Origin of the sequence: Variovorax ginsengisoli (assembly GCF_030486595.1) — a bacterium.
GTDB classification, from domain to species: domain Bacteria; phylum Pseudomonadota; class Gammaproteobacteria; order Burkholderiales; family Burkholderiaceae_C; genus Variovorax; species Variovorax ginsengisoli_B.
The window spans coordinates 221820-237308 of the sequence record NZ_JAUJZH010000004.1; the positions used below are offsets into that span (position 1 = coordinate 221820).

General features: G+C 68.6%; 18 protein-coding genes and 1 tRNA gene. 3 read left to right on the forward strand and 16 right to left on the reverse strand.

Annotated elements, in window-relative coordinates:
• Positions 1–9: 9 nt before the first annotated feature.
• Both QZH52_RS07915 and QZH52_RS07920 read right to left on the reverse strand, forming a co-directional pair.
• Positions 10–390: a hypothetical protein gene (locus QZH52_RS07915; RefSeq protein WP_301806363.1), complete on the reverse strand. Its 381-nt coding sequence runs from the start codon at positions 388–390 to the stop codon at positions 10–12.
• Positions 387–755, reverse strand: coding sequence for a hypothetical protein (locus QZH52_RS07920; RefSeq protein ID WP_301806365.1), 369 nt, complete (start codon positions 753–755; stop codon positions 387–389). The genes QZH52_RS07915 and QZH52_RS07920 overlap by 4 nt, the downstream gene beginning before the upstream one ends.
• A gap of 96 nt (positions 756–851) precedes the next feature.
• On the opposite strand from QZH52_RS07920, the gene QZH52_RS07925 reads away from it, so the two are divergent.
• Positions 852–1193: a c-type cytochrome gene (locus QZH52_RS07925; RefSeq protein WP_301806366.1), complete on the forward strand. Its 342-nt coding sequence runs from the start codon at positions 852–854 to the stop codon at positions 1191–1193.
• A 122-nt stretch (positions 1194–1315) separates the two neighbouring features.
• Positions 1316–2188 (forward strand): lipase family protein, encoded by an 873-nt coding sequence (locus QZH52_RS07930; RefSeq protein WP_301806367.1) that lies wholly within the window; start codon positions 1316–1318, stop codon positions 2186–2188.
• Positions 2189–2207: 19 nt separating this feature from the next.
• On the opposite strand, the gene QZH52_RS07935 is transcribed toward QZH52_RS07930, so the two are convergent.
• The 14 genes from QZH52_RS07935 to QZH52_RS08000 form a co-directional block, all read right to left on the reverse strand.
• The gene (locus QZH52_RS07935; RefSeq protein ID WP_301806368.1) at positions 2208–2774 is read right to left on the reverse strand and encodes a cysteine dioxygenase family protein; all 567 of its coding nucleotides are present in this window, start codon (positions 2772–2774) and stop codon (positions 2208–2210) included.
• A 54-nt stretch (positions 2775–2828) separates the two neighbouring features.
• On the reverse strand, positions 2829–3431 hold the full coding sequence (locus QZH52_RS07940; protein ID WP_301806369.1) for a hypothetical protein: 603 nt from the start codon (positions 3429–3431) through the stop codon (positions 2829–2831).
• 96 nt (positions 3432–3527) lie between these two features.
• A complete protein-coding gene (locus tag QZH52_RS07945; RefSeq protein WP_286534930.1) occupies positions 3528–3935 on the reverse strand; it encodes a hypothetical protein in 408 nt (135 codons plus the stop codon).
• Positions 3932–5146 carry a formate dehydrogenase subunit gamma gene (locus QZH52_RS07950; RefSeq protein ID WP_301806377.1) on the reverse strand — a complete coding sequence of 405 codons (1215 nt, stop codon included), beginning with the start codon at positions 5144–5146 and terminating at the stop codon, positions 3932–3934. The genes QZH52_RS07945 and QZH52_RS07950 overlap by 4 nt, the downstream gene beginning before the upstream one ends.
• 12 nt (positions 5147–5158) lie before the next feature.
• Entirely contained in the window at positions 5159–5407 is a 249-nt protein-coding gene (locus QZH52_RS07955) for a hypothetical protein (RefSeq protein WP_301806379.1), read from the reverse strand.
• On the reverse strand, positions 5404–6039 hold the full coding sequence (fdh3B, locus tag QZH52_RS07960; protein WP_301806381.1) for a formate dehydrogenase FDH3 subunit beta: 636 nt from the start codon (positions 6037–6039) through the stop codon (positions 5404–5406). The genes QZH52_RS07955 and fdh3B overlap by 4 nt, the downstream gene beginning before the upstream one ends.
• Before the next feature lie 10 nt (positions 6040–6049).
• Positions 6050–9028: a formate dehydrogenase subunit alpha gene (locus QZH52_RS07965; RefSeq protein ID WP_301806383.1), complete on the reverse strand. Its 2979-nt coding sequence runs from the start codon at positions 9026–9028 to the stop codon at positions 6050–6052.
• 17 nt (positions 9029–9045) lie between these two features.
• A complete protein-coding gene (locus QZH52_RS07970; RefSeq protein WP_301806386.1) occupies positions 9046–9270 on the reverse strand; it encodes a formate dehydrogenase in 225 nt (74 codons plus the stop codon).
• 102 nt (positions 9271–9372) lie between these two features.
• Positions 9373–9990 carry a TorD/DmsD family molecular chaperone gene (locus tag QZH52_RS07975; protein WP_301806389.1) on the reverse strand — a complete coding sequence of 206 codons (618 nt, stop codon included), beginning with the start codon at positions 9988–9990 and terminating at the stop codon, positions 9373–9375.
• Positions 9987–12101 (reverse strand): 4Fe-4S dicluster domain-containing protein, encoded by a 2115-nt coding sequence (locus QZH52_RS07980; RefSeq protein WP_301806391.1) that lies wholly within the window; start codon positions 12099–12101, stop codon positions 9987–9989. The genes QZH52_RS07975 and QZH52_RS07980 overlap by 4 nt, the downstream gene beginning before the upstream one ends.
• Complete coding sequence (locus tag QZH52_RS07985; protein WP_301806394.1) at positions 12025–12621, reverse strand: DUF3306 domain-containing protein; 597 nt, start codon at positions 12619–12621, stop codon at positions 12025–12027. The genes QZH52_RS07980 and QZH52_RS07985 overlap by 77 nt, the downstream gene beginning before the upstream one ends.
• Positions 12614–13204 (reverse strand): DUF3305 domain-containing protein, encoded by a 591-nt coding sequence (locus QZH52_RS07990; protein ID WP_301806397.1) that lies wholly within the window; start codon positions 13202–13204, stop codon positions 12614–12616. The genes QZH52_RS07985 and QZH52_RS07990 overlap by 8 nt, the downstream gene beginning before the upstream one ends.
• Before the next feature lie 107 nt (positions 13205–13311).
• Positions 13312–13386, reverse strand: a tRNA-Arg gene (locus QZH52_RS07995).
• A gap of 37 nt (positions 13387–13423) precedes the next feature.
• Entirely contained in the window at positions 13424–14065 is a 642-nt protein-coding gene (locus QZH52_RS08000; RefSeq protein WP_301806400.1) for a TetR family transcriptional regulator, read from the reverse strand.
• A gap of 164 nt (positions 14066–14229) precedes the next feature.
• Between QZH52_RS08000 and QZH52_RS08005 the strand changes: the two genes are divergently transcribed.
• Positions 14230–15483 (forward strand): efflux RND transporter periplasmic adaptor subunit, encoded by a 1254-nt coding sequence (locus tag QZH52_RS08005; RefSeq protein WP_301806403.1) that lies wholly within the window; start codon positions 14230–14232, stop codon positions 15481–15483.
• The last annotated feature ends 6 nt before the right edge of the window (positions 15484–15489 follow it).

Below are 15489 nucleotides of genomic sequence, written 5' to 3' on the forward strand. Positions count from 1 at the left end.
TGGCGACCCTCAATTGCGAACGATCGCGTAGGCCGCCACGCCCGCGACCACGCCGGTGCGGCGCGCCCGGTCGCGTGCGCGCATCTCGTCGTCCCAGCGGCGGCGGTCGCACTCCCAGGTGTTGCCGGTGATCCAGAGGCAGTCGGCGTGGCGCTGGTCCGCGCGCTGGCGCTCCGCCGAACCCGCAACCCCGCCGGCCAGCACGCCGGTCACCACGCCGGCACGCTGGGCGTCGCGGCGGTTGTGCCAGTCGTTGTTCCAGTGGTTGTTGTTCCAGCCGCTGTTCCAGTGGTGCGGCGGCGGACGATGGCGCGAATGGTGGCGTTGTGCATCGGCCGCGCCTGCCGCCACCAGCAGCGCGACGGCGACCAGCGCATGCAGCGTCTTCATGGCTTCTGCACCAGGTCGACGATGCGGGTCTTGGCCGGGTCGGCGGCGGCCGCGCATTCCTTGCCGAGCCGGGTGACCTGGGTGCTGATCCAGTCGCGGGTCAGCTTGCCGACCGCCGGGCCGTTGCGCCCGGTGAGATAGCCGTGCAGCCAGACCATGCCGTTGCCGAGGTAGTCCTGCGCCTCGATGGCGCGGCGCCGCTGGGCTTCGCTGGCGTTCTGGCCGGGCAGCACCTGCGACGCCGCGGCATTGAAGTCGGCACACGACAGAACGGACGCATCGTCCGCCTCCCGCGGCGCCTGCGCCAGCGCGGCCTGCCCCGCGACGAAGGACCCGATCGCTGCCAAAGCCTTGAGTCGATGCATGTCTGCTGCTCCTTGGGCGGCTGCCGCCTTCGCGATCATCCTAGAAAGTTCGGCCATGCGCGTCCACCACTTCGAGTTGGCCGAGAATCCTGGCCGATGCGCTTGACGATGATTCGAACCCTGGTGCTGTCGATCGGCGGGCTGGTGCAACTCGCCGGCCCCACGGCCGCAGCGCCGGCCGACCAGGCCCTGGCACTGGCCCGGGCCAACGGCTGCATGGCCTGCCATGGCATGGTCCACAAGCAGGTCGGCCCCGGCTTCGCCCAGGTGGCGGCGCGCTGGCGCGACGACCCGGCTGCGCCGGCGCGGCTGGCCGGCAAGATCCGCGGCGGCAGCGTGGGCAGCTGGGGCCGGGTCATCATGCCGCGCCAGTCCGGGGTCGACGAGGCACAGGCCAGGCTGCTCGCCGACTGGGTCCTGTCTCAGCCGACGCCCTGAAGAAAAGCGACGCGACTGCGCCTCCCACATATTGAGGAGGAACCGAAGCCCCGGGACCCTGCGCGCTTGCCGGCCGCAATCGGTCCATCACACAATGCCAGCCACACCATGGAGGCGAAGCGATGAGTAGCGGGGCCGATGCGAAGGTATCCATCGAATACGACGCATCCCCCGATGCACTGTTCCATCCAGAGAAGCAACCCACGATGTTCGTCGGGCGCCCGGATGTCACATTGCCCGGACTGGCGGTCGAAGCAGCGCGCCTGGCCTACCTGCATGCCGAGTCGGATCCGGCCGAATCGCGCAGGCTGGCGGACGCGCTGCGCCTGGCGGGTTTCGCGCAACCCGCCCACTTCGCCGACCAGTCCACCGGTGCCTACGGGTACGCGTCGCTGCGGGCCGCAGACGGGCTGGCGATGATCGCCTTCCGCGGCACCCAGCCCGATGATCCGAAGGACGTGCTGGCCGACCTGGCCCTGCTGCCGACGCCCTGGGCCGGCGGCCACGTGCATTCGGGATTCGGCCGGGCGGCCGAATCGCTGGAGACGCAGGTGCTGCAATGGCTTTCGATCGGCGCCCCACACCGCAGGCGGCTGCTGCTTTGCGGCCACAGCCTCGGGGCTGCCATGGCGACGATATTCGCCGGCCTGGTCGAACCGACCGACGTCATCACGATCGGCTCGCCGCGCGTCGGCGACATCGACTTCGTCGATTCGCTGCCGGCGCGCGCCATGACGCGCATCGTCAACTGCGCCGACGTCGTGCCGACCTTGCCGCCCGGCATCACCTCCTACCACCATGTCGGCAGGCTGCTCTACATCGACAAGGACGGCGTGCTGCACGACAACCCGGAAACCCCGTTCGTGCTCAAGGACCGGCTCACCGGACAGGCCGCGCACGCCGCGCGCGTGCTCGCGCAGCCACGCCCGGAAGCCCTTCCCGCCCGGGCCCTGACCGACCACTCGCCGGTCAACTATCTGCGCGCGTTCTTCTGATTCGCCACGCTCGCCGGCCTCAGCTCTCGTTGTGCGCGACCTGCACGCGGCGGCGCGTGCGTGCCGCGACGTCGTAGATGTTGAAGTCCTTCATCGTGCGCCCGTACAGATGCAGGCTGACGGCCCGGGCGCGCTCGGCGGGAACGCCCGTGACATGGATGTGGTCGGGGTTCGGCACGAAACTCGTCACCGCGCCGCGCGTGAGCAGCTGGAGGCCGCCGCGCACCAGGTCGATGTCCTGATCGCCGCCCTCAGGCGAGACCCGCAGGTAGCTGCGCTCCTCGAGCACGCCTTCGACGATGCCGACCACGCCCCAGCTGCCGTGGTCGTGCACCGGTGTCCACTGGCCGGGGCGCCAGACCAGCGCGTAGAGAGACAGCCCGTGGTCGGGATCGTCGCGGATCAGGTTGCGCGTGTAGCCCTCCGGGTCGCTGCGGTAGTGCTGCGGCTCCAGGAAGCTCTCGGCGTCCTCGATCAGGTCCAGCATCAGCGGCGCCAGCGCGAGCACGCGGTCGGCGGCGAGCGAATGCACACGGCTGCGTGCCGCGGCTTCGACAATGAAGCGGTCCAGGGCAGGTGAGGTCATGGGCGGATTATCGGGCGGGCGCGCACGCAGCCCGACAAGCTCCGCCCCGAAGGCTCACTTCGCCGGTGCCGGCGTCACCCGCAGCGCCACGGATTCGGTGATGTTGGCCACCACTTGGTCGCCCACCTTCACGTCCTGCAGCGCCTTCGGATCGCGCACGTGGACGTCGACCAGCTGGCCGCTGGTGCCTCGCAGCGTGACGATGTTCTTCTTGCGATCGAGCGAGAAGACGTTGGCGACGATGGTGGTGCGGTTGACGGCGATGCCGCCCGGCCGCGCGCCCTTCTGGGCCACAGCGGCCGCATCGGTCTCGACCCGCTCGCGAATGCCGTCGCCGCCCTTCACGAGCGCCACGGCGACGCCGATGCGGTAGCTCAGGCGGACCCGGTCGCCGACCTTGACCTGCTCGAGATTGCGCACCGCCGGGTCGACCCGCAGGTCGTTGATATTGCCCCTCGGGCCCTTGATCGAGACGATGCGGTTCGCGACATCCACGGCGGTGACCTCGCCGGTGACGGAAAGCACCGCCGAGCCGCCCCGGGCGTCCTCGACCTCGATGCTCCGTCGGGGAGCCTCGGTCTGAGCGCTGGCGGTGCCTGCGCAAAGAGTCAACGCGGCGCACGCCGCGAGCAATGCCTGTCTTTGGAGGTTTTTCATGTTGGACCTGCGTTGTGGAAGGAAGCCGAAGCGACCATACGCGGGCCGAGGCCGGCTGTCACTTGCACTTAAGTGCAGTGGCGGCCGTGGCGTGCCTTACTTCTTGGGGGCGGGATTGGTCTCGGCCGAGGTCTGGTTGGAGCTCGGCGGCGAAGCGGCGGTGGTTGCGGGCGAATGGGCGCCCGAGGCTTCGATCGGCTTCGCTTCCTCGGTCGGTGGCGCAAAGGCGAAGGGGCCCGGGTCGGTGCATGGCGGCGTCGGCGTGGCGACCGGCACCGGCTTGCCCGCGGCGACCAGTCCTTCGCGGACATGGTCCGCGACCCGCGTCTGCGCCTGGCAGAGCTGGTAACTGTCGACCTTGGCGCTCCAGGCGGTCCTGGCCGCCGCCTCGGCCGCCTTGGCCTTGGCTTCGGGCGTGGCAGGCGGTGCGGGCAACCTGGCCAGCGCAGAGGATGCAAAAGCCAAGGCCAACGACAGGCCGCAAAGTTTCAGCGCGTTCTTCATGAGGGACTTCCTTCGACCCGGACGTTGGCGACTGGCGCATGCTCGCGTGCCTGCACGCTGCGCTGCGCCAGGATCTTGCCGGCCGCGATGTCGGCATACCAGAGCGGGTGATGTTCCTTGGCCCAGGTCTCGTCGACCGAGCCCTCGCGCATGGCGGAGTAGGCGCCCTTCATGCCCAGCGTGCCGATGTAGATGTGGCCCATGATCAGCGCCATCATGCACAGCGTCGCGACCGCGTGGATCATGTGCGCGACCTGCATCTCGCCGCGCGTGTAGACAAAGCCCGGCAGCAGCTTGTCGAGGAACAGCCCCGAGCCGATGACCAGGCTGCCAAGAAACATCACGCCACCCCAGAACACCAGTTTCTCGCCCGCGTTGAATCGATGCGAAGGCGGCTCCTTGCCCCCGAACAGGCCGCCCCCTCGCTTGAGCCACGTCAAGTCGTCCTTGCTGGGCCAGTTGCTGCGAATGAAGGTGAAGATCATGAAGATCGTCGTCACCACGAACAGCGGACCCACGAAGTTGTGCACGGTCTTGAGGACGTAGGCCAGCCAGCCGAACAAGGCCCCGCCCAGCACCGGCAGCAGGAAGAACTTGCCGAAGGCCATCACGATGCCCGAGATGGCCAGCACCACGAAGGCACCCGCGTTCGACCAGTGCGTGGCCCGCTCGAACGGGGTGAAGCGCTCGATCTTGCGGCCGGTCTCGCGGCCGTGCAGCCCTATCGGCCCGCGGGTGAAATAGAAGATCGCCAGCGCCAGCAAGGTCACGAAGAGCAGCGCGGCGCCGTAGGGAATGATCCAGTTGTTGCGCACCTGGCGCCAGGCTTCGCCGGCGTTGGTGTACAGCGAGCCCGGGTACTTCACGAAGCCCTGGATCAGGTTGCCGGCCTCCGGCGCTTCGCTGGCCGGCAGGCTGCTGAAGCCGGTCACGCCGCCGCTCACCTGGCGCCACATCGGCGCGTTGTTGCCCGGCTGGACCCGCTGGCGTTCGCCATTGGTCTGGTTGAGGTAGTTCGGGTCGGCGCTGGCTTCCGGCTTGACGTCGAAGATGTTCTGGCTGCGGATGCCGCCCGCGACCGGCGCGGCCGGCGCCGGTGTGGCGACTGCCGGCGCGGTGGCTGCGGCCGGCGGTTCCGGCGTCTGGGCATGGGCGGCGATGCTGCAACCCAGCACGGCGGCCATCGCCAGGGCGTTAAGCGCTTGTCTCATGCGACCTCCGGCTCAGTTGATCCGGTTGTATTCGTTCTGGTTCTGGGCGCGCGTCTTCTGGTGCTGCTCCCAGGACGACCGGTCGCCGATCTGCCAGCCGCTCGCGGTAAACGCCGTGCCGGTGTCGGGCTTGGTGCCGGTGCCGGTCCATGGGGCGGCATCCAGCCGCACGCCATGGGCGTTGGTCTGCGGCTTCTCGGTGCAGGCCGCCAGCAGCACCAGCGCCGAGACCAGCGCCACCGTTGCGGAAAGCCGCCTCATTTCGTGACCCCGTTGGTCGGCGTGCCGGCCGTCGGCGTGCCGGCCGTCTGCGAGCCGTAGGCGGTGCCCCAGCCCCACACTTCGGCGCCCTTGCCGCGATGGACCACGCGGGTGCGGAAGATGTCGGCGACCACGTCGCCGTCGCCCGCCAGCAGGGCCTTGGTCGAGCACATCTCGGCGCAGGCCGGAAGCTTGCCTTCGGCCAGCCGGTTGCGGCCGTACTTCTCGAACTCGGCCTGCGAGCCGTTTTCTTCCGGACCGCCGGCGCAGAAGGTGCACTTGTCCATCTTGCCGCGGGCGCCGAAGGTGCCCTGCGACGGAAACTGCGGCGCGCCGAATGGGCAGGCGTACGAGCAATAGCCGCAGCCGATGCAGACATCCTTGTCGTGCAGCACCACGCCTTCTTCAGTGCGGTAGAAGCACTGGACCGGGCAGACCGCCATGCAGGGTGCGTCGGAGCAATGCATGCAGGCCACCGAGATCGAGCGCTCGCCGGGCACGCCGTCGTTGAGCGTCACGACGCGGCGGCGGTTCACGCCCCACGGCACCTCGTTCTCGTTCTTGCAGGCCGTGACGCAGCCGTTGCATTCGATGCAGCGTTCGGAATCGCAGACGAACTTCATTCTTGCCATACTGAGTCCTCTATGCCTTCTCGACGTTGCAGACCGTCGTCTTGGTTTCTTGCATCATCGTGACGCTGTCGTACCCGTAGGTGGTGCTGGTGTTGATCGCTTCGCCGCGCACGATCGGATGCGCGCCCGCCGGGTAGTAGGCCAGCATGTCGGCCCCCTGCCAGTGGCCGGAGAAGTGGAAAGGCATGAAGACCGTGTCAGGCCCGACGCGCTCGGTCACCAGGGCCTGCACGTTGAGCCGCGCCCCGGTGGGCGTGTGGACCCAGGCGCGCTCGCCGTTGCGGATGCCCTTCTCGGCCGCCACCCGCGGATGGATCTCGATGAACATCTGCTGCTGCAGCTCGGCCAGCCAGGGATTGGAACGCGTCTCCTCGCCGCCGCCCTCGTATTCGACCAGGCGGCCGGAGGTCATGATGAACGGGAACTTCTCCGCGATCTTGTCGGCGATGTTGCGCTGCTGAACGCTCTTGTAAAGGGTGGGCAGGCGCCAGAAGGCCATCTTGTCGTCGTGCGTGGGGTACTTCACCGCCAGGTCCGGCCGGGTCCCGTAGAGCGGCTCGCGGTGCTGCGGGATCGCATCGGGGAAGTTCCACACCACGGCGCGCGCCTTCGCGTTGCCGAAGGGATGGCAGCCGTGGTTCTGCATGAACACGCGGATCATGCCGCCCGAACTGTCGGTCTTCCAGTTCTTGCCGTCGGCCTTGGCCTTTTCGGCCTCGGTGAGCTCGTCCCACCAGCCGAGCTTCTTGAGCAGCAGGTGGTCGAGCTCTGGGTAGCCGGTCGTGATGGCGGCGCCGAGCGAATGGGAGCCGTCTTCGGCCAGCAGGTTCTTGCCGTTGCGCTCGACGCCGAAGTTGGCGCGGAAGTTGCCGCCGCCGTCCATGACGTGCTTGGAGGTGTCGTACAGGTTCGGCGACCCGGGGTGCTTCAACGCGGGCGTGCCGTAGCAGGGCCAGGGCAGACCGTAGTAGTCGCCCGCGATGTCGTAGCCGTTGACCTTGTCCTTGACCGAGCCCTTCGCCTTGAGCGTTCGGACGTCGAAGGCGGCCATGTTGCGCATGTGGGCCTGCAGCCGTTCGGGGCTCTGGCCGGTGTAGCCGACCGCCCAGCAGCACTTGTTGATCTCGCGCAGGATGTCGTCGGGCACGGGCTCGTCCATGCCCTTGACCTGCTGCATCTTGTAGTTCTTGCTGAGCTCCTTGCCAAAGCCGAGACGGTCGGCGAACTGCTGCATGATCATGTGGTCGCTGCGGCTTTCCCACAGCGGCTCGATCACCTTCTCGCGCCACTGGAGCGAGCGGTTCGACGCCGTCACCGAGCCGCTGGTCTCGAACTGGGTGCAGGCCGGCAGCAGGTAGACCGCGCGATTGGGATTGAGGTCTTCGGCCCGGCCGGGCATGGCGGCCATGGCCGCGGTCGCCGACGGATACGGATCGACCACCACCAGCAGGTCGAGCTTGTCCATCGCCCGCTTCATCTCGAGGCCGCGGGTCTGCGAGTTGGGCGCGTGGCCCCAATAGACGACGCCGCGCAGGTTCGAGTCCTGGTCGATCAGCTCGTTCTTCTCGAGCACGCCGTCGATCCAGCGCGAGACGGTGATGCCGGGCTTGCTCATCATCGCGGGCGAGGCGAAGCGGCTCTTGATCCAGTCGAAGTCGACGCCCCAGGTGGCGGCGAAGTGCTTCCACGATCCTTCGACCAGGCCGTAGTAGCCGGGCAGCGAATCGGGGTTCGGGCCGACGTCGGTGGCGCCCTGCACGTTGTCGTGGCCGCGGAAGATGTTGGTGCCGCCGCCCGCGGTGCCGACATTGCCCAGCGCCAGCTGCAGGATGCAGGAGGCGCGCACGATCGCGTTGCCGATCGTGTGCTGCGTCTGGCCCATGCACCAGACGATGGTGCCCGGACGGTTCTCGTTGAGCCAGGTCGCGACCTTGAGCACCTGCGCCTCGTTGACGCCGCAAGCCTCCTCGACCTTGTCGGGCGTCCACTTGGCCATGACCTCCGCGCGCACCTCGTCCATGCCGAAGACGCGGTCGTTGATGTACTTCTTGTCTTCCCAGCCGTTCTTGAAGATGTGGTGCAGCACACCGAAGAGGAAGGGAATGTCGGAGCCCGAGCGGATCCGCACGTACTCGTCGGCCTTGGCCGCGGTGCGCGTGAAGCGCGGGTCGACCACGATCATCTTGCAGCCGTTTTCCTTGGCATGCAGCATGTGCAGCATGCTCACCGGATGGGCCTCGGCCGCATTCGAGCCGATGTACAGCGCCACCTTGGCATTGCGCATGTCGTTGTACGAATTGGTCATGGCGCCGTAGCCCCATGTGTTCGCCACGCCCGCGACGGTGGTCGAGTGGCAGATGCGCGCCTGGTGGTCGCAGTTGTTGCTGCCGAAGAAGCTCACGAACTTGCGCAGCAGGTAGGCCTGCTCGTTGCTGTGCTTGCTGGAGCCGATCCAGTAGACCGAATCGGGGCCGCTGGCCTTCGAGAGATCCTTGAGCTTGGCGGTGATCTCGTCGAGCGCCGTGTCCCAGCTGATGCGCTCGTACTTGCCGTTGACCAGCTTCATCGGATAGCGCAAGCGGTACTCGCCGTGGCCGTGCTCGCGCAGGGCGGCGCCCTTGGCGCAGTGCGCGCCGAGGTTGATCGGCGAGTCGAACACCGGTTCCTGGCGGACCCAGACGCCGTTCTCGACCACGGCGTCGGAGGCGCAGCCCACCGAGCAGTGCGAGCAGATGGTGCGACGGACCTCGACCTTGCCCGCACCGACGGCGGTCGGCCGGCCTTCGGCGGCATTGGCCTTGCGCAGCAACGTGAGCTGGCCGGCCGCGAGGCCGGCGCCGACGCCCAGGCCCGATCGGCGCAGGAAGGCGCGCCGGTCCATGGTCGGCAGCGCGCTCGAGAGGCCGCGCCGCAAGCTGTGGACAAGGGACGACGAGGAAGAAGCGGCGCCGCCATGCGGGGCGCCGGTCGATTTTTTGGTCAATAGCATCGCAGGTGCCTTCGTTCTCAGGCGGACGTGGTCTGGTAGTAGCGCTTGACGTGTTCGCTCAGCGAGTAGCCGCCGCCCTTCGCGGGCGGTGGCGGGAGCTCGGGCGCCGCCGTGGCGGCGGGCGCCGGGGCGACCTGGGGCAGCGCGGCGACGGCTGCGGCGGCGGCGCCGACCGTGGCGGCGCCGAAAAAGAATCCCCTGCGCGACGCCCGCTGAGGGGCGGCGTTTTGGCTGTCCGGCATGTCAACTCCAGGAGTGGCTGGGCGAACCCACATATGAAACCAGTTGCGTACGTTTGGATACTAGTCCTGACCCTAATAGGTCGTCGTCAATGTCCTTCGATCTCAGTCCAGCATGTCGAAGCCCTGGCGTTCGACCTCCGCGAAGGCCGAGGTCAGGCCGGCCAGGGAGGCGTAGAAGCGCGCCTTGGGGTGCTGCGTCACTGCGTCGCACATCGCCGGCAGCCATGGCTGCACATGGGTCGAAAAGAAGGCCTGCTGGGCCGTGAGATTCGAGACCTCGATGTCTTCTCCGGCGATCAGGTAGCGCATGACCTCGAAGAGACAGGCGATGTGGTCCTCGGTCTCGGGCATCGATTCGTCGCGCGCGAGGCCGATCCGCTCGAGATCTCGGCGCAGGTGCACCAGCGGCTTGTCGTTGAGGAATCCGCTCAGGTAGTGCGAGCCGAAAAGATAGACCTCCGGCTTGCCGATCCCGCCGAAGAGCGCGTCGTATTCGCTGCGAAGCGCCGCCGCGTCGGTGTTGCGTGACGCGCCCACCAAGGTGCGCCACGGCTCCTCCAGGAATGCGCCCGCGGCCGGCGCTTCGGTCGGTGCGACCTGGACGGCCTCGAGCAGTTCCGCGTCGGGTGCGGCGTACCAGAGGCGCGCCAGCAGTCCGTAGAGTTCCGCGCGGGCGATCTCTTCGTCGAGTGCCGAGGAGGCGGGGAAGCTTTGGCTCATAGGTCAGTGATCTTCATTTCGCCCTGCGCGCTGTACAGATCGATCACCCGGCAGTCGCTGCACATCTTGAGCCGTTCCAGGGCCTCGCCCTGGAACATGGCATGGCCGGCCAGCTTGCCGAGCATCGCTTCGATGGCCTTCTGGGTGCCGAAGGGCTTCGCGCAGCGGATGCACGACCAGGGCCTGGCCTCGTTGAGCACCACCGGCTGCTTGCGCTCGGGCGCCACCAGGAGCCGCGGCACCAGCGAGATCGCGCGCTCGGGACAGGTCGTTTCGCACAGCCCGCACTGGACGCAGTTCTTCTCGATGAAGCGAAGCTGCGGCGCGTTCTGGTTGTCCTGGAGTGCGCCCGCCGGGCAGGCGCCGACGCAGGCCAGGCACAAGGTGCACTTGTCCTTGTCGACTGCGACGGTGCCGAAGGGCGCGCCTGGCGGCAACGGGATGGCGATCGGCGTGTCGGGCTGCGCCCTCAGCGCCGGCGCGGCCTCCGTCAGGTGATCGAGCGCGAGTTCGAGCGTGCTGCGCTTGTCGCCGCCGACCGCGAACCGGGCGACCTTGTCGGGCACCTGCGGCCGGGTGTCGCGCAGTGCGCCGAGCGCGCCGTCGAGCGCGGCGACCGACGCCGCTTCGACGATGCGGAAGTGGGTGCCCGTGTAGCCCAGCCCGTGCAGCAGCGACTGGGCAAGCGCCGCCTGTGTCTGGAGTGCGGCGCGGTACTGCGGCGCTTCCTCGCCGGTGACGAGCACGCACACCTGCGACGCGCCGAACGCCACGGCGCTCAGCCACAGGTCGATGCCGGTGCTTGCCGCGTGGAAGAGCCCGACCGGGATCACGTTCGCCGGCACGCCCTGCGCCTTGCCGAGCTGCGCCTGTCGTCCCAGTTGCGCCACCAGCGCCTGGCCGCCCTCCTCGCTGTGCAGCAAGAGCACCGCGTCGCGTCCGCCCGCGCCTGCGTAGGCGGACAGCAGCGTCCGCAGCTTGAGCCCCTGGTCGGGCGCGCGCGGATAGGCATAGCCCAGCGCGCCGGTCGGGCACACGGTCGTGCAGGCGCCGCAGCCGACGCAGAGATGGGGATTGACGACGATGCGCTGGCGTTCCTTGGCGCTGCTCACCGCGTGGGCCGAGCAGACGTCGATGCAGGCGCTGCAGCCGACCACCTCGTTGCGGCTGTGGGCGCAGAGCTTCTGGTTGTAGTCGAAGAACTTCGGCTTCTCGAACTCGCCGTCCATGTCGCGGAGGCGCAGCAGGATCTGCGGGCCCTGGGGATGCGCCACGCCGCCCGGCAGGTGGAAATAACCCTGCGGCGGCGCATGCCAATCGATCTGGGGCGCAGCGCCGAGATCGAGCACGAGGTCGAAGTCGCCGTCGAACGCCTCCGGCGGCCGGTCGAAGCGGATCGCACCGGCCGCGGTGCAGGCGCGCTCGCAATCACGGTGCGCGCTGCACTTGGCCATGTCGATCTGGTAGTCCAGGCCGATGGCCTGTTCGGGACACGCGGCCACGCAGGCGTTGCAGCGGGTGCAGAGATCGAGGTCGATCGGGTTGTCACGGGTCCACTGCAGCCGGAACGCGCCGAGCCAGCCCGCCAGCGAATCGATGCGCCCGGCGAGCACGGGCCAGCGCCGCTCCTGCGCACCGCCGGCCGCGCCCGCGCCTTGCGAGAAGATCGTCACGTCGAGGCTGTCGGCGACCAGCGCCGCCGCCTTCTCGGCCTCGTCCAGCGGACCGACGATCAGCAGGCGGCCCTGGCTGACATAGCGCACGGTCGAGACCGGATCGGGCTCGGGCAGCCGGGCGGCGGCGAGGAGCGCGGCGATCTTCGGCATCGCGCTCCTGGCGTCGCGGCTCCAGCCGCCGGTTTCGCGGATGTTGACGAAGCGGATCGGCGACGTGGCCGCCGGGACCTGTGCCGCCAGTTCCGCGAAAAGCCGCTTTTCCTGGGTGCAGGCGACCACCACGTCGTCGCCGGATTGGACGGCTCGCTGGAACGATGCCGCCTCGCGGCGGCAGAGCGAGGAATGAAGGGGGAGTGACTCAGCCAGGGCCGTCCCGAGCGTCTTCGGCTCGAGCGGCATCGTCTTGTTGCAGTCGCAGATCAGCGTGGTGGTCATCGGCATCTTGGCTGGCGGATTGCGCATCGGCAACCGGCTGGCTGGAAAGGTCCCCTGGATCGCTCGACTGTGCCACGTCTGGCGATCCATCGTCGCGGGATGTCTGCTCGGGCTCTTCGTCGAAGAGGTTCAGAAATTTCGCACTTGCCATCTGGCGCAGCACGCTCTCGGGCAGGGGAGTCGGCTTGGAATAGTCGTCGACGTAGGTGTCCAGGCCGTCCATCACGTTGAAGTGGGGGTCGGTGAACAGCTTCTTGAAGGCGGCGTTCTTGACTTCGGGCGCCACCTCCCGGCCGACGAACGGCCTGAAGTCGGAGTCGATGGTGAGCGCCTGCGCGTCCGCCAAGGTGAGCGGCGGCGGTTCGGGCGCGGGATCGGCAGGCGTCGTGCTCGCTTCGAGCGTCGCAGGCGGGGTGTCCTGCGGTGGCGCCGGCGCTGTCGGCGGCTGCTCGTCCGGCACCTGGCCGGCGCGCTCGGCCTGCTTGCGGCGCGACCACCGGCCCAGAAATCCCTCAGACATCGCCGGCTCCCGGTCCGCGCTTCTTTTCGGTCGTCACGCTGGCCGCGTTGCCGAAGCGATCGACCAGCGGCCGGAAGCTCTCGGGCCGCCGGCGGCGCTTGGGCTCGATCACGTAGTGCGCATCCACGAAGTCGCGCACCCAGTCGATCACCTCGGGCGGGGCCGGCACCTGTTCGACGGTCTCCTGCGCATCAAGCCAGCGGCCGGCCTCGTAGTAGCTGAGCGTCACGACGACCGGGCGCGGAATCGGCTCGGGGGCGAGCGTCGCCTCCTCGTCCATGCGCCAGAGCACGAACCAGCAGGGCGCCGGGGTGGTCGCGTTCAGGTGGTAGCCCTCGGCTTCGTCGCGGAACAGCTCGACCTTGTAGCCGGGATGGAGCCATCGCTGCGCGCCGTCGTCGTCGTGCAGCAGCCGGGGCCCGGCGCCGAAGCCTGGCGCGTCGGGGATCACGCTGTCGAGCGTCCAGCGCCAGGGCTGCCAGTGGCTCGACGGGCCGTGCAGGCGCTCGCGGCGCATCACGACCGCGACGTCGAGCGTCGGGCGGCCGACGGTGCCAGGCGCAGGGAACTCGGAGGAAGACATGTACCGCACGATAGCGGATTGCCCTGCACCATGGAGAAGCACCGCATCGATCAGGGCTGCAGATGTGAAAAGGCCGGAAGCAATTGGGATGCTTCCGGCCTCAAATTTGGTCCCGCCGCCAGGAATCGAACCTGGATCTCAGCCTTCGGAGGGCCGAATTCTATCCGTTGAAATACAGCGAGAGGGGCTTCCGAAACATCGGAAGCTCTCTATTATCGCCTATCGGACGGCGCCCGGCACGTCCGGGGTGAATCCGAGGCCCGCGAGGTACACCCGGAAGGCTTGGCGCCCCGTCGCCACGAGGTCGAAAGCGGACGGGTCCAGCAGCCAGTTCTGGATCAGCCCGCTGATCAGCGCATGCAGGCCCTGGGCCGCCGCCGGGGCCGGGATCGGCAGCCGCCTGCGGGTGCGGCGGGCGTCGGCCACCATGGCCTTCTCGAATTCGGTCACGCAGCCGTTGCGCGCCGACAGGTGGCGCTGCTGCACCGATTCCATGTCGTGGGTGTATTCGACCTTGTGGGTGGCGATGTCGAACACCCGGCGCACCTGCATGTCACTGGTCATGAGCTTCAGCGCCTCGACCATCTGGTGCTCGACCTCTCCCATGGGCTCGGCGCCGCTGCCGGCGGAGGCCCGGGCCACCTCGGCCTCGAGTGGCAGCGTGACGCGGTCCATCATGGCGTTGAAGAGCGCCGCCTTGTCCTTGAAGTGCCAATAGATCGCGCCGCGGGTCGCGCCGGCCTGGTGCGCAATTTGCTGCAGCGAAGTCTGCGACACGCCCTGGGCCTGGAACAGGATCTCCGCCGCGTCGAGCAGGCGGTTGCGCGTCTCCTGGGCCTCTTCCTTGGTTCGTCTGACCATTGTTCAGAGACTCCCTTCTTAAAATCCACCGGCTGGGGAAGGTCACACTATACATTCATGAATGTATGTAAGATAGAGCCCTTTCCCCGATAGTCAAGATCGCCCCGTTGCTCTAGGCACCCGCGCGGTCGCGCCAATCTCCCGTCCTCCTTCAAAGGAATCACATGCCCGACTTGCATGTCTCGCGCCATTCGTTGTTCTCGCCGCGCCGCCCCGCCACCATTGCCGCCGCCGCCATCATGCTGCTCGCGCTGACCGCCTGCGGCAAGGGCGAAGCCCCGAAGGCCGCCGGCGGCGGAGGCCATCCGGCGCCCGAGGTGGGCGTGGTCGTCGCGACCCCGACCAACGTCGGGCTGGTGACCGAACTGCCGGGCCGGCTCGAGTCCACCCGGGTGGCCGAGGTGCGCGCCCGCGCCGCCGGCATCCTGATGCAGCGTGTGTTCCAGGAAGGCAGCGACGTGAAGGCCGGCCAGGTGCTCTACCGCATCGACCCCGCCCCCTACGCCGCCGCGGCGGCGAGCGCCGAGGCCAGCCTGGCGCGCGCCGAAGCCAATGCGGTACAGGCCCGGGCCCTGGCCGAGCGCTACAAGCCGCTGGTCGCGGCCAACGCGGTCAGCAAGCAGGAATACCAGAACGCGGTCGCCGCGGCCAAGACCGCCGAAGCCGACATCGCGGTCGGCCGCGCCGCGCTGCAGACCGCCAAGATCAACCTCGGCTACGCGACCGTGACGGCCCCGATCTCGGGCCGCATCGGCCGCTCGCTCGTGACCGAGGGCGCACTGGTGGGCCAGGGCGACGCCACGGCTCTGGCCGTGATCCAGCAGATCGACCCGCTGTATGTGAACTTCACGCAGTCGGCCACCGAGGTGCTGCGGCTGCGCCGCGCGCTGCAGGAAGGCCAGTTCAAGCGCGCCGGCGGCGAGGCCGCCAGCGTGCGCATCGCGCTCGAGGACGGCACCGAATACGCGCACCCGGGCCGGCTGCTGTTCTCCGACCTGACGGTCGACCAGACCACCGGCCAGGTCACGCTGCGCGCCGAGGTGCCGAACCCGAAGGGCGACCTGCTGCCAGGCCTGTACGTGCGCGTGCGCATCGAGCAGGCCCAGGCCACCAACGCGATCACGGTGCCGCAGCAGGCGGTCACGCGCACCCAGCAGGGCGACACCCTCACAGTGGTGGGCGCCGACGGCAAGCTGAGCAAGCGCACGGTGAAGATCAGCGCCGCCCAGAACAACCAGTGGGTGGTGCTCGACGGCCTGAAGGCCGGCGAGCAGGTGATGGTCGACGGCTTCCAGAAGCTGCAGATGATGCCGCCCGGCACGCCCGTGAAGGCGGTGCCGTGGACCGGGCCGCAGGGCGCCACCGCCCCGGCGCCGGCTGCTTCCGCTGCGGCCGCCCCGGCTGCGGCCGCGAAGTAAGGAGCC

Excerpts from the sequence above, each read along its gene's own strand:
- QZH52_RS07915 (WP_301806363.1), bottom strand. The coding sequence starts at position 390 with ATGAAGACGCTGCATGCGCTGGTCGCCGTCGCGCTGCTGGTGGCGGCA.
- QZH52_RS07920 (WP_301806365.1), bottom strand. The coding sequence starts at position 755 with ATGCATCGACTCAAGGCTTTGGCAGCGATCGGGTCCTTCGTCGCGGGG.
- QZH52_RS07925 (WP_301806366.1), top strand. The coding sequence starts at position 852 with ATGCGCTTGACGATGATTCGAACCCTGGTGCTGTCGATCGGCGGGCTG.
- QZH52_RS07930 (WP_301806367.1), top strand. The coding sequence starts at position 1,316 with ATGAGTAGCGGGGCCGATGCGAAGGTATCCATCGAATACGACGCATCC.
- QZH52_RS07935 (WP_301806368.1), bottom strand. The coding sequence starts at position 2,774 with ATGACCTCACCTGCCCTGGACCGCTTCATTGTCGAAGCCGCGGCACGC.
- QZH52_RS07940 (WP_301806369.1), bottom strand. The coding sequence starts at position 3,431 with ATGAAAAACCTCCAAAGACAGGCATTGCTCGCGGCGTGCGCCGCGTTG.
- QZH52_RS07945 (WP_286534930.1), bottom strand. The coding sequence starts at position 3,935 with ATGAAGAACGCGCTGAAACTTTGCGGCCTGTCGTTGGCCTTGGCTTTT.
- QZH52_RS07950 (WP_301806377.1), bottom strand. The coding sequence starts at position 5,146 with ATGAGACAAGCGCTTAACGCCCTGGCGATGGCCGCCGTGCTGGGTTGC.
- QZH52_RS07955 (WP_301806379.1), bottom strand. The coding sequence starts at position 5,407 with ATGAGGCGGCTTTCCGCAACGGTGGCGCTGGTCTCGGCGCTGGTGCTG.
- fdh3B (WP_301806381.1), bottom strand. The coding sequence starts at position 6,039 with ATGGCAAGAATGAAGTTCGTCTGCGATTCCGAACGCTGCATCGAATGC.
- QZH52_RS07965 (WP_301806383.1), bottom strand. The coding sequence starts at position 9,028 with ATGCTATTGACCAAAAAATCGACCGGCGCCCCGCATGGCGGCGCCGCT.
- QZH52_RS07970 (WP_301806386.1), bottom strand. The coding sequence starts at position 9,270 with ATGCCGGACAGCCAAAACGCCGCCCCTCAGCGGGCGTCGCGCAGGGGA.
- QZH52_RS07975 (WP_301806389.1), bottom strand. The coding sequence starts at position 9,990 with ATGAGCCAAAGCTTCCCCGCCTCCTCGGCACTCGACGAAGAGATCGCC.
- QZH52_RS07980 (WP_301806391.1), bottom strand. The coding sequence starts at position 12,101 with ATGACCACCACGCTGATCTGCGACTGCAACAAGACGATGCCGCTCGAG.
- QZH52_RS07985 (WP_301806394.1), bottom strand. The coding sequence starts at position 12,621 with ATGTCTGAGGGATTTCTGGGCCGGTGGTCGCGCCGCAAGCAGGCCGAG.
- QZH52_RS07990 (WP_301806397.1), bottom strand. The coding sequence starts at position 13,204 with ATGTCTTCCTCCGAGTTCCCTGCGCCTGGCACCGTCGGCCGCCCGACG.
- QZH52_RS08000 (WP_301806400.1), bottom strand. The coding sequence starts at position 14,065 with ATGGTCAGACGAACCAAGGAAGAGGCCCAGGAGACGCGCAACCGCCTG.
- QZH52_RS08005 (WP_301806403.1), top strand. The coding sequence starts at position 14,230 with ATGCCCGACTTGCATGTCTCGCGCCATTCGTTGTTCTCGCCGCGCCGC.